Origin of the sequence: Marinobacterium arenosum, assembly GCF_019795155.1 — a bacterium.
GTDB lineage: Bacteria > Pseudomonadota > Gammaproteobacteria > Pseudomonadales > Balneatricaceae > Marinobacterium_C > Marinobacterium_C arenosum.
In genome coordinates, this window is the sequence record NZ_JAILYN010000006.1 from 1 (window position 1) to 20,629 (window position 20,629).

General features: G+C 57.6%; 19 protein-coding genes and 1 tRNA gene. 4 read left to right on the forward strand and 16 right to left on the reverse strand.

Annotated features, from left to right (window positions below; translation table 11 throughout):
• The 15 genes from K6T12_RS04075 to K6T12_RS04150 all read right to left on the reverse strand — a co-directional run.
• Window positions 1–384 (reverse strand): helix-turn-helix domain-containing protein (locus tag K6T12_RS04075; RefSeq protein ID WP_222219745.1); only part of this gene is annotated, 384 nt, incomplete at its 3' end.
• Window positions 385–824: 440 nt separating this feature from the next.
• Window positions 825–1,367 carry a condensin complex protein MksE gene (locus K6T12_RS04080; RefSeq protein ID WP_222219747.1) on the reverse strand — a complete coding sequence of 181 codons (543 nt, stop codon included), beginning with the start codon at window positions 1,365–1,367 and terminating at the stop codon, window positions 825–827.
• On the reverse strand, window positions 1,357–2,745 hold the full coding sequence (locus tag K6T12_RS04085) for a hypothetical protein (RefSeq protein WP_222219749.1): 1,389 nt from the start codon (window positions 2,743–2,745) through the stop codon (window positions 1,357–1,359). Before K6T12_RS04085 ends, K6T12_RS04080 begins: the two co-directional genes overlap by 11 nt.
• Window positions 2,742–5,696: a hypothetical protein gene (locus K6T12_RS04090; protein WP_222219751.1), complete on the reverse strand. Its 2,955-nt coding sequence runs from the start codon at window positions 5,694–5,696 to the stop codon at window positions 2,742–2,744. Before K6T12_RS04090 ends, K6T12_RS04085 begins: the two co-directional genes overlap by 4 nt.
• 15 nt (window positions 5,697–5,711) lie before the next feature.
• Complete coding sequence (locus K6T12_RS04095; RefSeq protein ID WP_222219753.1) at window positions 5,712–6,515, reverse strand: hypothetical protein; 804 nt, start codon at window positions 6,513–6,515, stop codon at window positions 5,712–5,714.
• Window positions 6,516–7,368: 853 nt separating this feature from the next.
• Window positions 7,369–7,445 (reverse strand) — tRNA-Pro (locus tag K6T12_RS04105).
• A 66-nt stretch (window positions 7,446–7,511) separates the two neighbouring features.
• The gene (locus tag K6T12_RS04110) at window positions 7,512–7,868 is read right to left on the reverse strand and encodes a MerR family transcriptional regulator (RefSeq protein WP_222219754.1); all 357 of its coding nucleotides are present in this window, start codon (window positions 7,866–7,868) and stop codon (window positions 7,512–7,514) included.
• Window positions 7,843–8,151: an integration host factor subunit alpha gene (ihfA, locus tag K6T12_RS04115; protein ID WP_222219756.1), complete on the reverse strand. Its 309-nt coding sequence runs from the start codon at window positions 8,149–8,151 to the stop codon at window positions 7,843–7,845. The genes K6T12_RS04110 and ihfA overlap by 26 nt, the downstream gene beginning before the upstream one ends.
• A 17-nt stretch (window positions 8,152–8,168) precedes the next feature.
• Window positions 8,169–10,559, reverse strand: coding sequence for a phenylalanine--tRNA ligase subunit beta (gene pheT, locus K6T12_RS04120; protein ID WP_222219758.1), 2,391 nt, complete (start codon window positions 10,557–10,559; stop codon window positions 8,169–8,171).
• A gap of 55 nt (window positions 10,560–10,614) precedes the next feature.
• Complete coding sequence (gene pheS, locus K6T12_RS04125) at window positions 10,615–11,598, reverse strand: phenylalanine--tRNA ligase subunit alpha (RefSeq protein WP_222219761.1); 984 nt, start codon at window positions 11,596–11,598, stop codon at window positions 10,615–10,617.
• 160 nt (window positions 11,599–11,758) lie between these two features.
• Complete coding sequence (gene rplT, locus K6T12_RS04130; protein WP_222219763.1) at window positions 11,759–12,115, reverse strand: 50S ribosomal protein L20; 357 nt, start codon at window positions 12,113–12,115, stop codon at window positions 11,759–11,761.
• Window positions 12,116–12,152: 37 nt separating this feature from the next.
• Window positions 12,153–12,347: a 50S ribosomal protein L35 gene (rpmI, locus tag K6T12_RS04135; RefSeq protein WP_222219765.1), complete on the reverse strand. Its 195-nt coding sequence runs from the start codon at window positions 12,345–12,347 to the stop codon at window positions 12,153–12,155.
• Window positions 12,348–12,449: 102 nt separating this feature from the next.
• Window positions 12,450–12,992: a translation initiation factor IF-3 gene (gene infC, locus K6T12_RS04140; protein ID WP_222219976.1), complete on the reverse strand. Its 543-nt coding sequence runs from the start codon at window positions 12,990–12,992 to the stop codon at window positions 12,450–12,452.
• Between the two features lie 19 nt (window positions 12,993–13,011).
• A complete protein-coding gene (gene thrS, locus K6T12_RS04145; RefSeq protein ID WP_222219767.1) occupies window positions 13,012–14,928 on the reverse strand; it encodes a threonine--tRNA ligase in 1,917 nt (638 codons plus the stop codon).
• Between the two features lie 231 nt (window positions 14,929–15,159).
• Window positions 15,160–15,858 carry a FadR/GntR family transcriptional regulator gene (locus K6T12_RS04150; RefSeq protein WP_222219768.1) on the reverse strand — a complete coding sequence of 233 codons (699 nt, stop codon included), beginning with the start codon at window positions 15,856–15,858 and terminating at the stop codon, window positions 15,160–15,162.
• 159 nt (window positions 15,859–16,017) lie between these two features.
• Here K6T12_RS04150 and K6T12_RS04155 point away from each other — a divergent pair, with 159 nt between their 5' ends.
• The 4 genes from K6T12_RS04155 (at window position 16,018) to K6T12_RS04170 (ending at window position 19,961) form a co-directional block, all read left to right on the forward strand.
• On the forward strand, window positions 16,018–16,806 hold the full coding sequence (locus K6T12_RS04155; RefSeq protein ID WP_222219770.1) for a (Fe-S)-binding protein: 789 nt from the start codon (window positions 16,018–16,020) through the stop codon (window positions 16,804–16,806).
• 16 nt (window positions 16,807–16,822) lie between these two features.
• Window positions 16,823–18,226 carry a LutB/LldF family L-lactate oxidation iron-sulfur protein gene (locus tag K6T12_RS04160; protein ID WP_222219772.1) on the forward strand — a complete coding sequence of 468 codons (1,404 nt, stop codon included), beginning with the start codon at window positions 16,823–16,825 and terminating at the stop codon, window positions 18,224–18,226.
• Window positions 18,223–18,888 (forward strand): LutC/YkgG family protein, encoded by a 666-nt coding sequence (locus K6T12_RS04165; RefSeq protein ID WP_222219774.1) that lies wholly within the window; start codon window positions 18,223–18,225, stop codon window positions 18,886–18,888. The genes K6T12_RS04160 and K6T12_RS04165 overlap by 4 nt, the downstream gene beginning before the upstream one ends.
• A gap of 620 nt (window positions 18,889–19,508) precedes the next feature.
• A complete protein-coding gene (locus K6T12_RS04170; protein ID WP_255611531.1) occupies window positions 19,509–19,961 on the forward strand; it encodes a GNAT family N-acetyltransferase in 453 nt (150 codons plus the stop codon).
• 33 nt (window positions 19,962–19,994) lie between these two features.
• Here the strand turns inward: K6T12_RS04170 and K6T12_RS04175 are convergent, their stop codons facing one another.
• Complete coding sequence (locus tag K6T12_RS04175) at window positions 19,995–20,429, reverse strand: VOC family protein (protein WP_222219776.1); 435 nt, start codon at window positions 20,427–20,429, stop codon at window positions 19,995–19,997.
• Window positions 20,430–20,629: the final 200 nt, after the last annotated feature.

The following is a 20,629-nucleotide window of genomic DNA, read 5'->3' on the forward strand; positions in this document are numbered from 1 at the left end:
GCGTAAATGGCGAAACAGTTTGCCGCCGGAGGCCTTGTCAGCGGCCACGTACCGGTAGATCCATTCATGACTGACCGGATAACCAATCAAGTCGGCCACACCGCTGATCTGCTCAGGGCTCCAGTCGAGTCTCAGCGCCCATTCCACGTAGACGACCGTATCCTGTGGCACCCGATACTTAACCGCCTGCTTGCGCCTACGGGTTGCCTTGTACTGGGCAACATCAGGATCGTACGTGCCCCCCTGACTGTTACGCTTCAGCTCCCGGTAGACGGTGGATCTGTTCACATCAATACGGCGGGCAATCTCGGCAGGCGTACATCCCTGCGCGATCAGAAGGGAAATCTGGTATCGTTTCCCCTCGGTCAACTGCTGATAACTCATAGTGGTACTTCTTCTACTTTGGCGAGCTGAAGCGTATCACTGTCAGCAGTTGGCCACCTCCCGCCTTTCAACCATGAGTGTTGCACTTATTATCTGAATTCAGGTCCGGCCTAGAAACAAAAAAGGCCGGTGATTGCTCAACCGGCCTAAGTTATTGAATTAGATGGTCGGGACAGCAGGATTTGAACCTATTCTGGCCATTTTTTCCTTTTCTGCTCCACCCACAACAACCTTACTCAACCCCAGAGAGTACGAGGCTTGGAGCATAATCAGGATATTTGCCGTTACAGAGTTGGATTAGGGTGTTTTGGGGCATTTGGGACAAAAGTTGGGACAAATGACGCTTTGCCCCAGCACTTTTTCTGGATCAAATCTCTTCATATTGAGCGGAGCTCCAGCTTTGACAGCAAATAATGCCATCAGGGTGATATTAGCCTGTACTACTCGGTCACCTCGGAGAATAGCTCGTTAAAAAACGCTTTTCCTGCATTGCTCAGCACCCAGTTTCCCTTGGCGTTTTGGAAAGCTATACAGCGCTTGGCCAGTATTTTGTCGATATTGGATGCCAAACCGCCCTTCAAATCACAGGCTGACAGGATTTCCTGCTTATCTTCGCCCTGTTCAATCTGCTTCAGGACTTCCTGGCTGACACCTGCATCTGGATTGGTCAGCAGCTCAAACTGATACCCCAACTCGGTCGCTCCCCGGCCCAGCACCAACAGCAGGCCTTGTACTTTGCGCACGGCATCATTCTGCGCTTCATCGGAGTTGTATGAACGGATGTAAGCAAACCCTTCACGCATCACCAACTCGAAACCGATATTGGAATACAGGTCACGGTAATAGCGATCGAGATTTGAAAACAGTTCTTCATACAAGGGGTTCGGCACCAGGCCGCTGTCTTTGAAAATGTACTCATTCACAGCCTGCCCATTGATAAGCGCTTCATACAGCTTTCGACTTTTCTGTTGATCAACTTGCATGTGCAGGCTCCAGTGCTCTGACGTAATAAACCAGTTCGTACCCGTTATGCTGCAACGCACGTTGGCGGAACGTTGGCATGACGGTAAAACCCTTTTCGCTCATACACCATTTGATGGCTTCCAGCAGATCGCTCAGCTGGTAGTCGGGCAATGCCCGGCGCATGTGGAGATGAAGCGCCTTGTGAAGGTCATCGCAGTCATCTGGTGGTGTCCATTCGCTCACCCATTGCCGAATCATCTCTTTTCGATATTGCTGCTGCCGCTCAAAGTCCTCACTCTCAGCATCCAGTTCGACAACCCGAGGCACACTGCTCTGTTGACGGAGCTGATCCACACGGGCTCGCAAGAATTCTTCAAAATGAAGCCGCTGATCATGCCCATGCCACTCCAATCGAGCCCTGTAACGAACGGCACGCATGCCTGAAAATATCTGCCCAAATCGGAAAACAGGCTCATCTGGACGCAGCTGATTATTCCTGAGGCTGCCGTCCTGAAGCGACCGCGCCGCCTGCAGCATTTCATTAAACGCAGTCTCAATTGCGTTGTATTGCAAGCGCTGACGGGCGTTTTGCCGTACGTAGCGCTCCAGCGAGCGCCTGATTTTCTCAACATCTTTGGCATGTGCACGAATCGAGGCACTTGCATATCGGAGCTGCTGGCTAATGTGGGGTAACCCGGCTTTATGCAACAGGGTCGCAATGTCCTTCAGTGAGGTCAGGGCCGGCTGCCCGTCCTTGAGTGATTCACGCTCATTGAGGAACTGCAGGCTCGGCAATACATGGTGCCGGTAAATCTGGTCGATCTGCTCCAACGCCCTGCTCGCCTGCCGACTTTGTTCGAGATCGCCAAGCTCCAGCTGTTCTACCATCTCTGACAGACGCTCGGCCTGACCTTGCAAGCTGCTTACATTGTCCCGCATCTTTGCCTGGGTATAACGGACATGCTCCCTGAGCAGTTCCAGCTGCTCATCAAATTGCCGATCCCCTTCGTGTAATGTGCATCGAGTCAGCGCTTCCAGACTATCGTGAAAACGCCGTCGCAGGTCCTCCAACTGAGCACTGGACAGCTCGCGCAAACGGCGGCGGTCGAAGTGGCGAAACATATCAACCACAAAGGGGGCCAGCACGAAAACCGCTCGATTCCGGTCTATCTCAATTACCAGATCCGCACGGCGCAGGTTGTCCAGTTCGAATATGGCGCGAAGACGCTTCTGCTCCACATCTGTTTGCTGCTCGAGCATCGCCCTTACCAGCTGATGATATAGCTTGATCGGTACTTCGCCGGGGCCGCCCTGCTGGTCAATATGGTCAATCAGTGCAAGGAAGATCGCCTTGTGCTCGATCATGGCGATTAGCGTTTTGTCCGTTGAGACGATCATGCATTCGCCTCAACGAACTCAGCGGTAGCGCTGTTTTTCGCCAGTGGGCGCAGTGACTCACAGGCACCGTGGTAGACCACACGGCGTCGCTCGCTGTAAGCCTTCTCCGTGGCTTTGAACATGCCCAGATAAATGTAATGGCGCACCGCCTGCACAATCTCGGCCGACATATCCGGGCTCGCTCCAAACAGCACAAAGCCATGCTGCTGGGCTATCTCAACCGCCGTCTGCAGGTTTTGCTGGTCGATCGATGCCATTTCATCCATCACCAGCGGCAGGCAGATCTGCGCATCCTGCGCCAGCAAGCGCTTCAGCAGGATAGATAGCAGCAGGCTGTTGACCATGCTGGTGGTGCCGTTGGATTGCGCATTCTCAGTGAACTGATCCTGCCCAGCCAGACGGAACCGATACCGCACCTTCTCGATCAACTGATGCATCTGCAGTACCCGTCCGTAGCGCCCGGAATCGCGGAAGAACTCGTCACAGAAGTCATTCAGACGTTGATACAAGCGCTGTTCATGCAACTCCTCGCCAAACAGATTGATCTTGTCCAGATCGCTCAGCAGCAGCTGAAAGCGGGGGTGAAGGTCACAGGCAAACTGCACCTCTTCCAGGTTCGATACGCTGTAGGCGCCAAACTCGCGATTGATCTCAGCGATAAAACCTTTGATCTGCCGTCCGGCCTCTCGCAACGCGTCCATCTGTATGGATGTGTGTTTGTTATGCGCACGTACCCGGTTCTCATAGTCCATCTGCTGCCCTTCAAGGGTACTAAACAGCCGCTCAAACTGCTGACGCAATGCCTTCAGATGCGCCATCTCGAAGCTCACCCGGTAAGACTCACTACCGTCACTTTCCAACAACTGCTGGCTCAGCAGCTTGCGCAGTGCCTCCATAAGCTCCTGATAGAGTCCACCCATTTCAGTGCACTGACGCTCCAACACAGCAAGCGCATTCTCCGGCAGCGTTCGGGCCATGGGCTTAAGACTTGAGGCCCAGCCCTGTAATACACCATGACTGTTACTCAGCAACCCCAGACGGTCCAGTTGTTCAGACAAGGTCTGTTTTTGCGCCTTCAGGCCTTCCAGTGATTCCCGTGCTTGCTGCTCCTGTCCCAACGCCCCGTCATACTGTTTTTTGTAGCGCTCTGTATCTTGCCGGGCTTCAGCGATCTGTTGCTGCAATTCTTCAAGCGATGCTTGTGCCTCATTGAACTGCTGAAAGTGGGTATCACTGGCCTTTAGGTGCGTGATATTGGTTTCGAGAATACTCAGCTCAGCCTGCTCTGCCTTCAGCTTTTCACGCTGCTCTGCCTGAGTGAGTCGCGTATTGGCCAGGTGCTCTGTAAATTCCAACTCCTGTTCCTGAATGGCATCTTTCAGCTTTATCAATTGCTGCTCGAGCTGCGCTCGTACTGCTTCAGGGTTATAAGGCGATGCCGTGACATTGGGCACGGGTTCACCGCACAACACCAACGCATCTTCTGTTGGCGCAAAAAGACCAGCAAATTGTTGCATCACCTCACGAGATGGCTGATCCAAAACAGGTGTTGCTTCGGCAAGGGAGGGGGCCAGGTTATACAGCACCGTGGCGGATTGTGGATCCAGCTGATCCAGCACTGAAGGCTTAAAGTGCTCCAGCTGATCCTTAATTCGATCACGCTTTTTACGGTCACGGATCAAAGCATGATTAAGCTGCTCCATACGCGCTTGGCGCTGGCCTTCATCCTGCAGATCCGCAACGAGTGCGGCTTTACGATTTGCCTGTTGCTGCAACTCAGCCAACAACTCCTCAGGCTCAAGGCCCGGATGCGCACGCTGGATCTCGCTGATCCGCTTAACCGCCGTTTCACTTTGTCTTAGCCGCCGCTCACGCTCTGCCTGACTACCCTCCATATGTTTGACACGATCACTTGAACCCCTGAAGCCTGCTTTGGCCTTATTCAACGCCTCTTGAGCAGCCCCATGTGTCTGTACGGCCTTCTCAATCAGAGGTTCTATTTTTGAATGCTCAGCTGCCAGCACCGCCTTCAAGTCGACATAAAACTGCCCCACATCGCGTGATTGAGCCTCATACTGCCGATAACTGGTATCGAAACGCTCCCAATCTTCCTGCGCATTACTGATCCGCTGCAGCTCATCCCGTTCCGCACGCAATTGTTCATAATCCTGCAGGATCTGATTGAGATCGACGCTCAACTCATCCGACTTACGCTGTTTTTCTCCTTCGATGATCGTCGCCAACGCATCGGGCAAGGTTCGACTGTCGTTGGCCCCGATATCAAAGGCCAGATGGATCAGCTGTTTCCAGGCCGCCAATTCCCGTTCCGTACCGCCCTGCTTCAGCGGCAGCAAGCAATAGCGGCCTTCTTCGCGGCTCAGTGGACGATGGGAAAAAAGCCGTTCCCGGATGGTTTTGCTGTCATGCAATGCTTCACCGCCCAATTGACTGAGCTCAGGCTGGATGGAAGCGAGCGACAGCGTTTCCAGCGGCGCGCCCAGGCCCTCATTACAGTCAGCGGCAAAATCCCAGAACAGATGTCGAATCTCGTCGTAGGCACAGGGCACAACAATACGTGCATAGCTGAACTCCTTACGCCCCTGATGAAGCAGAATGCAAAAAGGCCCATAGAGGTTTTCGGCTTCCAGCAAGATGAATGAATTCTGGTCTGGAAAGTAATATTTAAAGCTCTCCTGCGCGCTGTAAAAATCCCCTGAGCGACTGCGGAAACCAAACTTTCGTTCACACTTCTTGAAGTTCTCTTCTGGCAACAAAAACAGCTTGAGCGCATTCAGCATTGAGGTTTTACCGAGGTTATTACGGCCAAACAGCGCCGTGTGCTGATCAACCCGAATCTCGGTATAGGCATAAGCGGCACTGTTCACGAACACCAGCTGGCGAATGGCGTACAGATCAGGGCAGGTATCGATTTGTTGAAACAGCGTATCCATGCTTATTCTCTTCCGTTAGAGGTAGGTTTCCTGTTCGAGGGTCCTGTTAGTCTGCCGTAGCAATGCGATCAGCCGGTCCACCTCCGGGCTCACCCCCGTGTAGTTAGTCAAATCTGTTCGCGCGTGAACACTCAGCAACCGGTTGGAGGCTGCCAGTCGCGCTTCGATATCCTGAGGGTAGAGAAAGCGCATGGGAAGCTGTGGCATACGTTGACGCAGGGTTCTGAACATATGAATGCCCCCCAGGTCAGGATCGAACAGACAGTTCAACTCGGCGTAGCGCGCCAAAAACGGCTGCAATATCGCATTGGTGATTTGGTTGCCCGCCGCATATAAAAGATCGACCGGCTCGCTCAAGGCCCAGCCACAGTCAGGCAAAATAGCCAAGGTTCGCTCAAGCGCCAGGAAATTCTCAAGGTTCTCGACCAGCAGTGTGCGTTCAGCCGGTTTGACCGGGCACTGCCACTCCCGGCCTTCGAACAATATAACCTGAGGATGGGGTATGGACTCACGGCGCAGTAGCAAACATGCACCGCTCACGCTCACGCGATGACTATTACCGGCCGCTGCGGCGCTCACACGGTCATTCAGCGCTTGCTTTGAGAATCGACTTTGCAACTCTTTGAGTGCTACCTGATCGAGAATTTCGACGGTGTGACGATTGGGGCCGGCCAGCTCCACACGGAACAGTTCGCGTCGCTGACGGCTTGTGATGCCGGCAAGCTCAAGCTGTTTCTCAAAGGCACTGTAGTTTACCGGCTTGCCAGCGGCGACTTTCTCAAGGTAGTCAGACAGTCGTGTTTGTGATGTTTTTGCCATCCTGGCGTATCTCCCTGCTGCAGTGCAGCGTTTAAAAGTACCAGCTAACTGTGATCTTTCAGTAGGTTGTTCATCTGAGGCCGATTTGGAGAATTGGAGGCGCCAACCAAACCAAGCCTCCGAGGACCTCAGATGAACATTCATAAAAATGCCCGATTAACACCTCACGGTCGAGAAATTCTTGTCCGCCGTATTCTGGAAGAAGGCTTGAGTCTGTGAACAACCTATTGGCTTTACACAGCTAGCTAAAATCCGCGCTGCCCCCCCCCCGCATTGAATCTCCTCGGGAAGGACCCACAGCGATCGCCGGTCGCCCTCGGCGCCCCAATCGCAAAAGCGCTATTACGGTGCGTTGCGGATCAACCTCCAATGCCACCGCGCCGACTGCGTCGCTGAAGTGGTCGATCAAAATGGCGGTTCTGAGATAACGCTCGACAATTTCGGAAAGTGTCGCGGCTCGGGCTTACCGCCGGCTAATGTCGGCCTTCAGTCGGCTACACGAATACAGGTTGCTGATGAAGTTAACCGGGAACCAGACCTGTCCACCGGTTTGCTGGCGGGTAAACGCAATACATGATATACGGCCACGGATGCCGACGTTGAGGTCGAACAGATGGTGCAGACGGTCCGCAATTAACTCTGACTAGCTAAGCGCACCATAGCCGACCGAATATTTCTGCAGGCGGACCTAGCAAGCCTCGTTACCATTCTTACGAAAGGGCTATGAAAACACAGGAAAGAGGAAAAGGAGTCAATCGATTGGCGAACGGCGACCGTACGGTGACCAGATATCTATATTCCAGAAACAACAAAGGCCGGTGATCGCTCAACCGGCCTAAGTTATTGAATTAGATGGTCGGGACAGCAGGATTTGAACCTGCGACCCCCTGCACCCCATGCAGGTGCGCTACCAGACTGCGCTATGCCCCGACACTTGAAAGCTCCCTAAGGAGGAGCGGTATACTAACCTAACAGGTTGATTATGTGAAGGTTTTTTCAACCTGATTTGAGTATTGATAGGATCTCTTCGAGTTCGCCGATGGTTTGCCGGATCACCTGCTTCATCTGCGAGCTGTCCTGATCGGCCGAGCTGCCCGCCAGCCACTGGCGAGCCCCACTGATCGTATAGCCCTGCTCGTAGAGCAGGCTACGAATCTGTCGGATCAGCAGCACATCCTGGCGCTGGTAGTAGCGACGGTTGCTGCGCTTGACCGGTTCGATCTGATCGAACTCCTGTTCCCAGTACCGCAGCACATGCGGCTTGAGGTCGCACAGTTTGGCGACCTCGCCGATGGTGAAGTAACGCTTGCCGGGAATCAGGGAACTGTCAGAGTTCTCCGCCGTTGTCGGCATAGGCTTCAACTCGATCCTTCAGCTTCTGACCCGGACGGAAGGTGACGACCCGGCGCGCCGAGATCGGCACCTCCTCCCCCGTTTTCGGGTTCCGGCCCGGTCGCTGGCGCTTGTCGCGCAGATCGAAGTTACCGAAGCCGGACAGCTTTACCTGCTCATTTGACGCCAGACTGGTGCGGATCTCTTCAAAGAAGGATTCCACCATATCTTTGGCTTCACGCTTGTTGAGGCCCAGCTCTTCATTGAGACGCTCGGCCATATCCGCTTTAGTCAAAGAGCCCATATCACTCACCCTTGTGATTACTCTCGAAGCACGGCACCGAATTCAGTATTCAGCGCAGACACAGCCTCATTGATGACGCTGTTGATTTCTTCATCAGTAAGAGTGCGTGATGGATGTTGCCAGGTCAAGCCCAGCGCCAGAGATTTTTTACCGGATTCAATACCTTGGCCGCGATAGACGTCAAACAGGTTGACCTCTTTGCAGTAATCTCCGGCCTTGCCGAGCACACACTGACGTACCGCTTCGAAGGTGACATTTTCATCCACCACCAGCGCGATGTCGCGACGAGACTCCGGGAACTTGGACAGTTCGCTGAAGCGCGACAGTCGCCCTTCACGCAGGCAGTCCAGTTCGATCTCGAACAGGAACACCGCGCCCTTCATACCCAGCGTCTTAGCCAGCGACGGGTGCAACGCGCCGACGTAGCCAACGGTGTTGCCGTTGCGCTGAATCACAGCGGTCTGACCCGGGTGCAGCGCCACATGGCTGCCAGCCACGAAGCTGTACTCGTCAGCCGCGCCGGCCAGTGCCAGCAGGCTCTCGACATCGCCCTTGATATCGAAGAAGTCGACCGGTTCGTTGGCACCGGTCCAGCCTTCCGGCTGGCGGTTGCCGGTGATCACGCCGGCAATGGCGTTCTGCTGCAGCAGCTCTTCGCCCTGCGGCAGGAAGCGCTGGCCGGTCTCGAACAGTCGGATACGGCTCTGCTGGCGGTTCTGGTTGTACTGGGCCGCCTTAACCAGGCCCGGCCACAGGGTGGTGCGCATCACCGCCATCTCGGCGGAGATCGGGTTGGCCAGCGCCATCGCTTCATACTTGTCGTCGAACTGCTGCTGCAGGCCGGCTTCGATGAAGCTGTAGGTGATCGCTTCCTGATAGCCACGGGCGATCAGGCTGTCGCGCACCTTCTGCTCGGACACCTTGGCTTCCTGGTCCGGCTTCAGCGGCAGCGAGGCAGTCGGCGTGCGTACCGGCAGGTTGTTGTAGCCGTAAACGCGGGCCAGCTCTTCAATCAGGTCGACCTCGATGCTGATGTCGAAGCGGTAGGACGGTACCGTGACCTGCCACTCGCCTTCGCCGGACGCTTCAACCTGCAGACCCAGCCGGGTCAGGATCTCTTCGATCTCGGCCGCCGGCATCTCGAATGCCAGCAACTGGTTGACCTTGCTGTGACGCAGGCGGATGTTCTCGACCTTCGGCAGGTGGTCTTCGCTGGCCACTTCGGTAACCGGGCCGGCTTCACCGCCGACGATCTGCAGCAGCAGCTCGGTGGCACGATCGACCGCCTGGGCCTGCAGCTGCCAGTCGACGCCGCGCTCGAAGCGGTGCGAGGAGTCGGTGTGCAGGCCATAGGCACGGGCACGACCGGCAATCGCCAGCTGGCTGAAGAAGGCGCTTTCCAGGAAGATGTTGTTCGTTTCGGCGGTACAGCCGGTCGCTTCGCCGCCCATGATGCCGGCCATCGCCACCGCGCCATTGTCGTCGGCGATCACCAGGGTATCGTCGTTCAGCTCAACCTGCTGGCCGTCCAGCAGCGTCAGCGGTTCGCCCTGCTTGGCCATCCGTACGGTGATCTTGCCGGACAGCTTGTCCAGGTCGAAGGCGTGCATCGGCTGGCCGAGCTCCAGCAGTACGTAGTTGGTCACGTCGACCACCGGATCGATGGAGCGGATGCCGGAGCGGCGCAGTTTCTCGACCATCCACAACGGCGCGGCCGCCTGCGGATTGATGTTGCGGATCACCCGGCCGACATAACGCGGGCAGGCCTGCGGCGCTTCCAGCGCGATCGGGAAGCTGTCGTCGATCTGCGCGGCGGTCGGCTGGGTTTCGAGGAACTGCACCGGCGCCTTGTTCAGCACGCCGACTTCGCGCGCCAGGCCACGGATGCTCAGGCAGTCGCCGCGGTTCGGCGTCAGGTCGATATCGATGATCTGGTCGTCCAGACCGAGGTATGCTCGCAGGTCCTCACCGACCGGCGCATCGGCCGCCAGCTCCATGATGCCGCCGTGGTCATCGGAGATGCCCAGCTCGTCGTCGGCGCAAAGCATGCCGAAGGATTCGACCTGGCGCAGCTTGGCTTTCTTGATCTTGAACTCGCTGCCGTCCGGGGTCGGCAGTACCGCGCCGACCTTGGCGAAGGCGGTCTTCAAGCCGGCGCGGGCGTTCGGCGCGCCGCAGACCACCTGGAACTGCTCGCTGCCGTCGGACACGGTGCAGACCTGCAGTTTGTCGGCATTGGGGTGCTGCTCGGCGGTCAGGATCTCACCGACCACCACGCCGGAAAAATCGCCGGCAACCGCTTCGACGTCGTCCACTTCCAGACCGGCCATGGTGACCTGGTCGACCAGACCCTGGGTATCGATCGCCGGGTTTACCAGCTCTCGCAACCATTGTTCACTGAATTTCATCTTGCTGTCCTGAAAATTCTGTTAATGACGCTGTTCTTGCAACGATTGGGCGCGATTAGCGGAACTGGCCCAGGAAACGCAGATCGTTTTCGAAGAACAGGCGCAGGTCGTTGACGCCGTAACGCAGCATCGCCAGTCGCTCGACACCCATGCCGAATGCGAAGCCGGTGTACTGCTCCGGATCGATGTTGGAGTATTCGAATACTTTCGGATGCACCATGCCGCAGCCGAGTACCTCCAGCCACTTGCCGTCGCCGCGATCGATATCCACCTCGATGGACGGTTCGGTGAACGGGAAGTAGGAGGGACGGAAGCGCACCCGTACGTCCTCTTCGAAGAACTCGCGCAGGAACTGCTGCAGCGTGCCCTTCAGGTCGGCGAAGCTGATATCCTTGTCGACCAGCAGACCTTCCACCTGGTGGAACATCGGCGAGTGGGTCTGGTCGTAGTCGCAGCGGTACACCCGGCCCGGGCAGATGATCCGGATCGGCGGCTGCTGGGTTTCCATGGTGCGCACCTGCACGCCGGAGGTGTGGGTCCGCAGCAGGGTGTTGGCATTGAAGTAGAAGGTGTCGTGCATCGCACGGGCCGGATGGTGAGCCGGAATGTTCAGCGCTTCGAAGTTGTGATAGTCGTCTTCGATCTCCGGACCTTCCTCGATGCTGTAGCCGATACCGGTGAAGAACTGCTCGATCCGCTGCATGGTCTTGGTGACCGGATGCAGCCCGCCCAGCTCCTCGCCACGGCCCGGCAGGGTCACGTCGATCTGCTCGGCGGCCAGCTTGGCGGCCAGCGCGGCGGTGTCGATATCGTACTTGCGCTGGTTGATCTTCTCTTGCAGCGCCTGCTTCGCTTCGTTAATGCGCGCGCCCGCCGCCGGACGCTCTTCGGCGGACAGCTTGCCCAGCCCTTTCAACAGCTGAGTCAGCAGGCCTTTCTTGCCCAGGTACTCAACACGTACCTGATCCAGGTCCTGCGCACTGCTGGCCTGCTCAACGGCCTGCACCCCGTCAGCCAGCAGGGTTTCGATGTTTTCCATTTCCGGCTCCAGAAATTAACAACAGATCTCTGATCAACCCACGGTTTCGACATGGCTTCATCAGAGATCGATAAAAGTAAAACAGCATTCGAAAAAATAGGGGAAGAGCTTGCACCCTTCCCCTATCTCAGCGATCAGTCACCTGTAATCAGGCTGGTGCTTATGCCAGAGCAGCTTTCGCTTTCTCTACCACAGCCGCAAAAGCGTTTGCTTCGTGCACAGCCAGATCAGCCAGAACCTTACGGTCGATCTCAACGTTAGCCTTTTTCAGACCAGCGATGAAACGGCTGTAGGACAGGCCGTTGATGCGAGCCGCAGCGTTGATACGCGCGATCCACAGGGCACGGAACTGACGCTTGCGCTGACGACGGTCGCGGTAAGCGTACTGACCAGCTTTGATAACCGCCTGTTTAGCAACACGGAATACACGGCTACGAGCACCGTAGTAACCTTTTGCCTGCTTCAGGACTTTCTTGTGACGACGACGAGCAATAACACCACGTTTTACGCGAGCCATTGGAACCTTCCTATATCAAATTCTGTTAAAAAACCAATTAGATGTACGGCAGCATACGCTTAACGAGTGCCTTGTCCGCTGCATTAACCTGCAGCATCGGACGCAGCTGACGCTTACGCTTGGTGCTCTTCTTGGTCAGAATGTGGCTAGTGAAGGACTGCTTGTGCTTGAAGCCATTCGCAGTTTTCTTGAAACGCTTAGCCGCGCCACGGCAAGATTTAATTTTAGGCATGTCTAAAATCTCCACGCATTCGTTTAGTTGTGTTCACCTGAACAAACGGCAAAACCCGTGACTGACTCCTAGAAGCCAACCACGGGTTGGGCGTAACGCAGGTTACTTTTTCTTCTTCGGGGCAATGACCATGATCAGTTGACGGCCTTCCATCTTCGGACGCTGTTCAACGGTACCCAGTTCGATCAGGTCCTTTTCGACCCGCTGCATCAACTGCATACCCAGCTCCTGGTGAGCCATCTCACGACCGCGGTAACGCAGGGTTACCTTGACCTTGTCCCCGTCTTCAAGGAAACGTACCAGGTTGCGCAGTTTTACCTGGTAATCACCTATATCCGTATTAGGACGGAATTTCACTTCCTTGACCTGGGTCTGGTGCTGCTTCTTCTTCGCTTCGTTGGCCTGCTTCTTCTGTTCGTACAGATGCTTGCCATAATCCATCACCTTACAGACGATGGGGTCAGCGTCAGAGATCTGAACCAGATCAAGTTCTACCTCTTGAGCGGCCTCCAGTGCCTCTTTGATCGATACAACACCGATCTGTGTGCCGTCGGGACCAATCAGTCGACATTCACGTGCTCGAATATTTTCATTAATCGGTGGACGCTGTTCACGGCGTGCACCCCTTCTGTTATCGCGCCTGATGGTTCTATCTCCTGATCAGTTATACCTGACGACCTTTCTTGGCCACATCCTGGCCAATGAGGTTTTCAAATTCTGCTACGGTCATGGTGCCGAGATCCTCGCCCGTACGGGTACGTACGGCCACTGCCCCGGCTTCGACCTCTTTGTCACCCACGACCAGAAGGTAAGGAACCTTCTGCAGGGTGTGTTCGCGAATTTTAAAGCCGATCTTCTCGTTTCTCAAGTCTGCTTGTGCGCGGAAACCGAGTTCTTCCAATCGGTTAGCGACATTCTGACAGTATTCCGCCTGATTGTCGGTGATATTCAGCACCACCGCCTGCTGCGGCGCCAGCCAGCCCGGCAGCGCTCCGGCGTAGTTTTCGATCAGAATACCGATGAAGCGCTCGAAGGAACCGAGGATCGCGCGGTGCAGCATTACCGGCGTTTCCCGCTCGCCTGATTCGTTGACGAACTGGGCGCCCAGGCGACCCGGCATCGAGAAGTCGACCTGAATAGTACCACACTGCCATACGCGGCCCAGGCAATCTTTTAGCGAGAATTCCACTTTCGGACCATAGAAAGCGCCTTCGCCCGGCAGCTCGTCCCAATCCAGACCGGCAGAATCCAGCGCGTCGGCCAGCGCTTTCTCGGCCTTGTCCCAGATCTCGTCGGAACCGACCCGCTGCTCCGGACGGGTAGACAGCTTGTAAATTACCTCGGTGAAGCCGAAATCCGCGTAGACCTCATGCAGAAAATCGATAAAGCGGGATACTTCCGCCTGGATATCGTCTTCGGCACAGAAGATGTGCGCATCGTCCTGCACGAAACCACGCACCCGCATGATGCCGTGCAGCGCGCCGGACGGCTCGTTACGGTGACAGCAACCGAATTCGGCCAGCCGCAGCGGCAGGTCGCGGTAAGAGCGCAGCCCCTGGTTGAACACCTGCACGTGACACGGGCAGTTCATCGGCTTGATGGCGAAATCGCGGCTCTCGGAGTGAGTGGTGAACATCTCCTCGGAGAACTTGTCCCAGTGGCCGGATTTCTCCCACAGGGTACGTTCGACCACCTGCGGCGTCTTGATCTCGTTGTAGCCGTGACGACGCAGCTTGTCGCGCATGTAGCTTTCGATCTGCTGGTACAGGGTCCAGCCGTGCGGGTGCCAGAACACCATGCCCGGCGCTTCTTCCTGCAAGTGGAACAGGTTCAGCTGCTTGCCCAGTTTGCGGTGGTCGCGCTTCTCGGCCTCTTCCAGACGGTGCAGATACTCTTTCAGGTCTTTCTTGTCGTTCCAGCAGGTGCCGTAGATACGCTGCAGCATCTCGTTTTCGGAGTTGCCGCGCCAGTAGGCACCGGCCACCTTCATCAGCTTGAACGCCTTGATGTGGCCAGTTGACGGCACGTGCGGACCACGGCACAGATCGATGAAGTCGCCCTGCTTGTAGAACGACAGCTGTTCGTCACCCGGGATATCCTTGATGATCTCGACCTTGTACTTCTCACCCATCTGCTCGAACATCGCCACCGCGTCGTCGCGGCTCATCAGCGAGCGCTCAACGACCAGGTTCTGCTTGGACAGTTCCTTCATCTTGGCTTCGATCTTCTGCAGATCTTCCGGCGTAAACGGACGCTCGTAGGCGAAGTCGTAGTAGAAGCCGTTTTCGATCACCGGACCGATGGTCACCTGGGCGCCCGGGAACAGATCCTGGACCGCCATCGCCATCAGGTGGGCGCAGGAGTGACGGATCACCTCCAGGCCTTCCTCGTCGCGGCCGGTGATAATCGCCAGTTCGGTGTCATCGCTGATCAGGTGGCTGGTATCCACCAGCGTGCCGTTCACCTTGCCGGCCAGGGCGGCTTTCGCCAGGCCTGCGCCGATATCGGCGGCAACTTCGAAAACAGTAACCGGGTTGGCAAACTCGCGTTTGCTACCGTCGGGGAGAGTAATGACAGGCATGATATATCCTTGATGTCGGAGACGACCCATACGCAAGGCCGCTTCAAAATAGGGTTTCATTACGCATCGTACAGACCAAGTACGTAGCGTGGGCCAGCATTCTAGGTGGATAGGTAGGGTGTCGCAAGTCGCGACCGGTGACTTTCAGGATAGTCATTGATTGCGATAACCGGGACTATAGTTCCGGGACCGACAGCAAGCGCCCATACTTTCTGGAATGCCGTAAAAAACCTACTCCGCGTCTTCCAACAGCCGGCGAGTATAGAGGATATGCTCACGCGCCACCTGGCGGGCCGTTTCGGCATCGCGCTGCTTCAGCGCCTGGTGGATCTGGCCATGTTGTGAGCGGATACCGTCCGGGTAACGACCGTAACGGATCAGGGTACGGTTCAGCACGCCGTAGATCGCGTTGAAATAGCGGGCGTAGAACAGCTGACTGAACGAAATGATCAACAGGTGGTGGCTGGCTTCGGCGATCATGGTGTGAAAACGCAGGTCGGCCTTGGCCTTGGTCAGCGTGGTTTCGCCGCTGCTACGCGCCTGCATCCGCTCATATTCGGCGGCCAGCGCGGCCAGTTCCCGATCGCTGGCGCGGCGGGCGGCAAAATAGGCCGCCTCCCCTTCCAGGATGGCGCGCGCTTCCAGCACCTGCAGCTGGAAATCAAGGTTGTCGCCCAACCCCTCCAACGGCAGCTGGATATAGGATTCCAGCAAGTTGCAGCAGCGGCTGGCGGCGCCCTGGCGGGTCTCGATCAGGCCGTCGGATTCCAGCTCGGTGAACACCTCACGCACGGTCGAGCGCGCCAACGCAAACTCGTCGGCCAGCTGACGCTGCGACGGCATCTTTTCACCGGGACGCAGATCCGCACTCGCCATCCGCGCCTTGAGGGTCGTCAGCAGTTGCTGGCGCCCGGAATGCAGTTCCGCCATCAGAGATCCTACTTGGTCAGACCAGTTGCCAGTGTAGCATTTATTTCCCCCACCGCCTCTCCTATCTTGCCCCCATCGCTTCGGCTGATAGCTGCTATCTATAAGAGATAGCCCGTGCAGTGTTCAGCCCTTATAAGAACAAAATCATTGGTGAGAAATATGCCTAACACAGCTCCTCCTATCCGGGTCGGCCTGTTCGTCACCTGCCTGGTGGATATGTTCCGACCGAGCATCGGTTTCGCCACCGTCAAGTTGCTGGAACAGGCCGGTTGCACCGTCGAAGTGCCCGAAGCCCAGACCTGCTGCGGCCAGCCGGCCTACAACTCCGGCGACCGCGCCACCACCGCCGATATCGCCAAGCAGACCATCGAGGCGTTCGACGGCTACCAGTACGTGGTTGGCCCGTCCGGCTCCTGCATCGGCATGCTGCACTACTACCCGGAGCTGTTCGTCGACGGCGATCCGTGGAAGGCCCGCGCCGAAGATCTGAAAGCCCGCGCGTTCGAGATCACTTCGTTCCTGGTCGACGTACTCGACTTCGACCAGATCCTGGCCAAGTTCGAGCAGCAGGTCACCTACCACGACTCCTGCTCCGGCCTGCGCCAGCTCGGCATCAAGCAGCAACCGCGCAAGCTGCTCGGCCAGGTCGACGGGGTGGAATTGACCGAGATGACCGAAGCGGAAACCTGCTGCGGCTTCGGCGGCACCTTCTGCGTCAAGTACCCGGAGATCTCCAACCGAATGGTCAGCAACAAGAGCGAGTTCATCAGCGACTCCGGCGCCCAGACGCTGCTCGGCGGCGATCTCGGTTGCCTGCTGAACATGGCCGGCAAACTGAAGCGCGAAGGCAAACAGATCGAGGCGCGCCATGTGGTCGAGGTACTGGCCGGCATGACCGATCAGCCGGCGATCGGCGAACCCGATTACGACCTTGGCAAGGCGCTGTAAGGCAGGAGAGCGAGAGATGCAGATCAACAGTCCCGAGTTCAAGCAGAACGCCCATATCGCGCTGCACGACGCCAGCCTGCAGAAAGCACTGGGCAACCTGAAAGCCGGTTTCCCGGAAAAACGCGCCGCCGCGGTGGCGCGGATGCCGGAGTTCGAGCAGCTGCGCGACGAAGCGCGCGACCTGAAGAACCATATCCTGGAAAACCTCGACATCTACCTGGAGCAGTTCGAATCCAAGGTGGTCGAGAACGGCGGCCACGTGCACTGGTGCCGCACCGCCGAGGATGCCCAGAAGCAGATCCTGGAGATCTGCCGCCAGGTCGACGCCAAGACCGTCACCAAGGGCAAGTCGATGGTGTCGGAGGAGATCAATCTAAACGAGTACCTGGAGGCCAACGGCATCCAGCCGATCGAGACCGACCTGGGCGAGTACATCCTGCAACTGCGCCACGACCACCCGAGCCACATCATCGCACCGGCGATCCACCTGAACCTGGAGGATGTCTCCGAGGCGTTCCATCAGGCCCATCACCGGCCCAAGTCGGACGACCCGGCGGTGCTGATGAAGGAAGCCCGCGAGATGCTGCGCAAGAAGTTCGTCGCCGCCGACGTCGGCATCACCGGCGCCAATTTCTTCGTTGCCGAAACCGGCTCCACCATCATCGTCACCAACGAGGGCAACGGCGACCTGACCCAGACGCTGCCGAAGACCCATATCGTGGTCACCTCGATCGAGAAGGTGGTGCCGACGCTGGAGGATATGACGCTGTTCCTGCGTCTGCTGGCCCGCTCGGCCACCGGCCAGGAGTTCACCGTCTACAACACCCTGTCCACCGGTCCGCGTCGTGAAGGCGACGTCGACGGCCCGGAGAACTTCCACGTGGTGCTGGTCGACAACGGTCGCAGCGACATGGTCGGCACCGAGTTCCAGGAGATGCTGCGCTGCATTCGCTGCTCCGCCTGCATGAACCACTGCCCGGTGTACGGCGCGGTCGGCGGCCACGCCTACGGCTGGGTCTACCCGGGCCCGATGGGCTCGGTACTGACGCCGCAGATGATCGGCATCGAAAAAGCCGGCAACCTGCCGAACGCCTCCACCTTCTGCGGCAAGTGCGAATCGGTCTGCCCGGTGCGGATTCCGTTGCCGAAACTGATGCGCCACTGGCGCGAGAAGGAGTTCGAGAAACACCTGAGCCCGAAAGCGGTGCGCTGGGGGCTGGCCGGCTGGGGCTTCTTCGCCAAGCGACCGGCGCTGTACCGCACCCTGTCGACCACCTCCAACTGGTTCCTGCGCACCCTAGCCGGCAAGAAAGGCAAGATCAAGAAACTGCCGCTGGCCGGCGGCTGGACCGACTGGCGCGATATGCCGGCCCCGTCCGGCAAGACATTCATGCAGCAGTGGAAGGAGAACAAGCGATGAGTAAGGCAGAGATTCTCGGCACCATCCGCCGCGGCCTGGGTCGCGGCACACCGACCGACGGCCAGCGCCAGGCGGTGATGAACCGGCTGCAGGCCCATGCCAATAACCTGGTGCCCATGCGCGCCCAGAAGCCCCATGATGAGCAGGTGGAACTGTTCAAAACGATGGCGCTGGAAGCGGCCGCCGAGCTGATCGAGCTGGATAGCAGCGCCCAGGTGCCCCAGGCAGTGGCCGACTGGCTCGATAAGCAGCAGCTCACTGAACTGGTCAGCGCCAGCGACGCCGAGCTGACCGAACTGGACTGGAGCCCGTTGGGCGAGATCCGGCGGGTCGAGCGGGTCGCCCAGGCCGGCGATCAGGCCAGCATCACCACCAGCTTCGCCGGCATCGCCGAAACCGGCACCCTGATGCTGCACTCACGCGGCGACAGCCCGACCACGCTGAACTTCCTGCCGGACGTGCACATGGTGGTGCTGAAACGCTCCGCCATCGTCGGCCCTTACGAGGACGCCTGGAAAAAGCTGCGCGCCAAGGTCGGTGACCAACTGCCGCGTACCGTCAACATGATCACCGGCCCGTCGCGCAGCGCCGATATCGAGCAGAAACTGCAGATGGGCGCCCACGGCCCGCGCACTCTGGTGATCCTGCTGGTCGACGAATAATACCCCCACCTTCTTTCTGGCACTTGCGACATTTTCCATGTTCAAGTACCTCACCTTTGAGCCACCGCCCGGTGGCTCTTTTTTATTTTTTGACCGTTACGCGTTCGGTAGGGTGGGCACGTCTTTTGTGCCCACACGATGACTGATCACTACGTGCCAAGAGCACCAGATCGGACCACCTTGATACCGCACCGCACCAAAACACAACGATCTCCCCGCGCCCGCCTTTCCCCCGACAAGCGCCTGCGACCCGCATGAACTCTAGCTTTGACGAAAACATCTGGGTATTGGCACAGCTGATGCAGTATTAAAACTGCAGTCACTCCTCCACGGTGGCTTGCAGTCAGTCCAGAGAGGTTCTTCGTGCAGAACCTCATTTTGCTCCGCTTTGGCAGGGGGCGTCCGGTTTTGCAGCAAACGAACCGGGCGCCCATTTTTTATGCGGCTACGCGCGGCGCGCCACGCGAACCACGCGCTCTGGCAACAACCGCCCCCAGGTAGACTGGCGAAGAACGACGCCCCACTCCCCAGTACTGGCCCACATTCCACCAAGCGTTTACCATGCCATCGGCCAACCACTCCGGTCATCAGTTGTTACACACTTACCAAGGATGAACACAATGCACACTCAGGGACCCGCAATGCAGGTATCAGCTGTAAACAAAGATGAGTATCCGGTGCTGGTCGATCTCTGGGAGGCCTCGGTGCGAACGACCCACGATTTCCTGTCGGAGAGCGATATCCAGTTTTACAAGCCGTTGATCCTGGAACAGTACCTCGATGCGGTCGAGCTGCGCGTCGCCCGAGACCCGTCCGGCAAGATTCTGGGCTTTATCGGTGTTGCCAGCGGCAATATCGAGATGCTGTTTATCGCGCCCGAACACCGCCACCAGGGGATCGGCAGACTGCTGGTCGAGCATGTCCGAGTTAATTTTGCGGCGAAAAAAGTGGATGTGAACGAACAGAACCCGCAGGCGGTCGCGTTCTACAAACAGCTGGGGTTCCGCGAAGTCGGCCGTTCGCCACTCGACGGCATGGGCAAGCCATTCCCGCTGCTGCACCTGACGCTCTAACAGGCAGTTTTTCTACAGCCTGCAAAGCCCCGCTCACAGCGGCGGCTGGGCCGCTTTCAACGCCTCCGCGCCCGGCCCCAGCGGCTGGCCGTAGCTGAACTCGACGAAGTTGCCGTCCGGGTCGCGGATGCCGCAGTAATAACCGACCGGATAGGGTTCCTGGCGCGGCTGCCAGACCAGGATACCGTCGGCCGCAGCACGCTCGGCGATCGCGTCCACCGCCTCATGGCTGTCCAGCGCAAATCCCAGGTGGGAGAAATCCTGCTCGTCCTGATTGCGGCCGGGACCGCCCGGCAGGACCACCAGAATGAACTCGCTCTCCCGACCCGGCTCCGCCAGCCAGACCACGTGGTGGCCGTGCGACGCGCGGTCGTGAACCACCTCGAGGCCGGCATAGTCCCGGTAGAAGGCGACGCAGGCATCCTGGTCGCGCACGTGCAGTGCAATATGGGTCAGCGAGATCGCCATGGCATCCTCCCTCGGCTCAGGCCATTTATCCTGATGATAGTTGCTGCAACGGTTTCCAGAGTCACCGCAGACTGCTCAATCTGGTGCAATACCCCGCCGCACTGCACCATCGACGCGCATTTTTTTTGTACCCGCCCCCCGTCCAGTGGCTAACCGAACTCGCACAAAAGCACCTAACCTGTTGTTAATAAAAGAAATAA

What these genes read in the sequence shown, in the direction of transcription:
- K6T12_RS04080 (WP_222219747.1), bottom strand. Translation starts at nt 1,367, where the DNA reads ATGCAAGTTGATCAACAGAAAAGTCGAAAGCTGTATGAAGCGCTTATC.
- K6T12_RS04085 (WP_222219749.1), bottom strand. Translation starts at nt 2,745, where the DNA reads ATGATCGTCTCAACGGACAAAACGCTAATCGCCATGATCGAGCACAAG.
- K6T12_RS04090 (WP_222219751.1), bottom strand. Translation starts at nt 5,696, where the DNA reads ATGGATACGCTGTTTCAACAAATCGATACCTGCCCTGATCTGTACGCC.
- K6T12_RS04095 (WP_222219753.1), bottom strand. Translation starts at nt 6,515, where the DNA reads ATGGCAAAAACATCACAAACACGACTGTCTGACTACCTTGAGAAAGTC.
- K6T12_RS04110 (WP_222219754.1), bottom strand. Translation starts at nt 7,868, where the DNA reads ATGCCGACAACGGCGGAGAACTCTGACAGTTCCCTGATTCCCGGCAAG.
- ihfA (WP_222219756.1), bottom strand. Translation starts at nt 8,151, where the DNA reads ATGGGCTCTTTGACTAAAGCGGATATGGCCGAGCGTCTCAATGAAGAG.
- pheT (WP_222219758.1), bottom strand. Translation starts at nt 10,559, where the DNA reads ATGAAATTCAGTGAACAATGGTTGCGAGAGCTGGTAAACCCGGCGATC.
- pheS (WP_222219761.1), bottom strand. Translation starts at nt 11,598, where the DNA reads ATGGAAAACATCGAAACCCTGCTGGCTGACGGGGTGCAGGCCGTTGAG.
- rplT (WP_222219763.1), bottom strand. Translation starts at nt 12,115, where the DNA reads ATGGCTCGCGTAAAACGTGGTGTTATTGCTCGTCGTCGTCACAAGAAA.
- rpmI (WP_222219765.1), bottom strand. Translation starts at nt 12,347, where the DNA reads ATGCCTAAAATTAAATCTTGCCGTGGCGCGGCTAAGCGTTTCAAGAAA.
- thrS (WP_222219767.1), bottom strand. Translation starts at nt 14,928, where the DNA reads ATGCCTGTCATTACTCTCCCCGACGGTAGCAAACGCGAGTTTGCCAAC.
- K6T12_RS04150 (WP_222219768.1), bottom strand. Translation starts at nt 15,858, where the DNA reads ATGGCGGAACTGCATTCCGGGCGCCAGCAACTGCTGACGACCCTCAAG.
- K6T12_RS04155 (WP_222219770.1), top strand. Translation starts at nt 16,018, where the DNA reads ATGCCTAACACAGCTCCTCCTATCCGGGTCGGCCTGTTCGTCACCTGC.
- K6T12_RS04160 (WP_222219772.1), top strand. Translation starts at nt 16,823, where the DNA reads ATGCAGATCAACAGTCCCGAGTTCAAGCAGAACGCCCATATCGCGCTG.
- K6T12_RS04165 (WP_222219774.1), top strand. Translation starts at nt 18,223, where the DNA reads ATGAGTAAGGCAGAGATTCTCGGCACCATCCGCCGCGGCCTGGGTCGC.
- K6T12_RS04170 (WP_255611531.1), top strand. Translation starts at nt 19,509, where the DNA reads ATGCACACTCAGGGACCCGCAATGCAGGTATCAGCTGTAAACAAAGAT.
- K6T12_RS04175 (WP_222219776.1), bottom strand. Translation starts at nt 20,429, where the DNA reads ATGGCGATCTCGCTGACCCATATTGCACTGCACGTGCGCGACCAGGAT.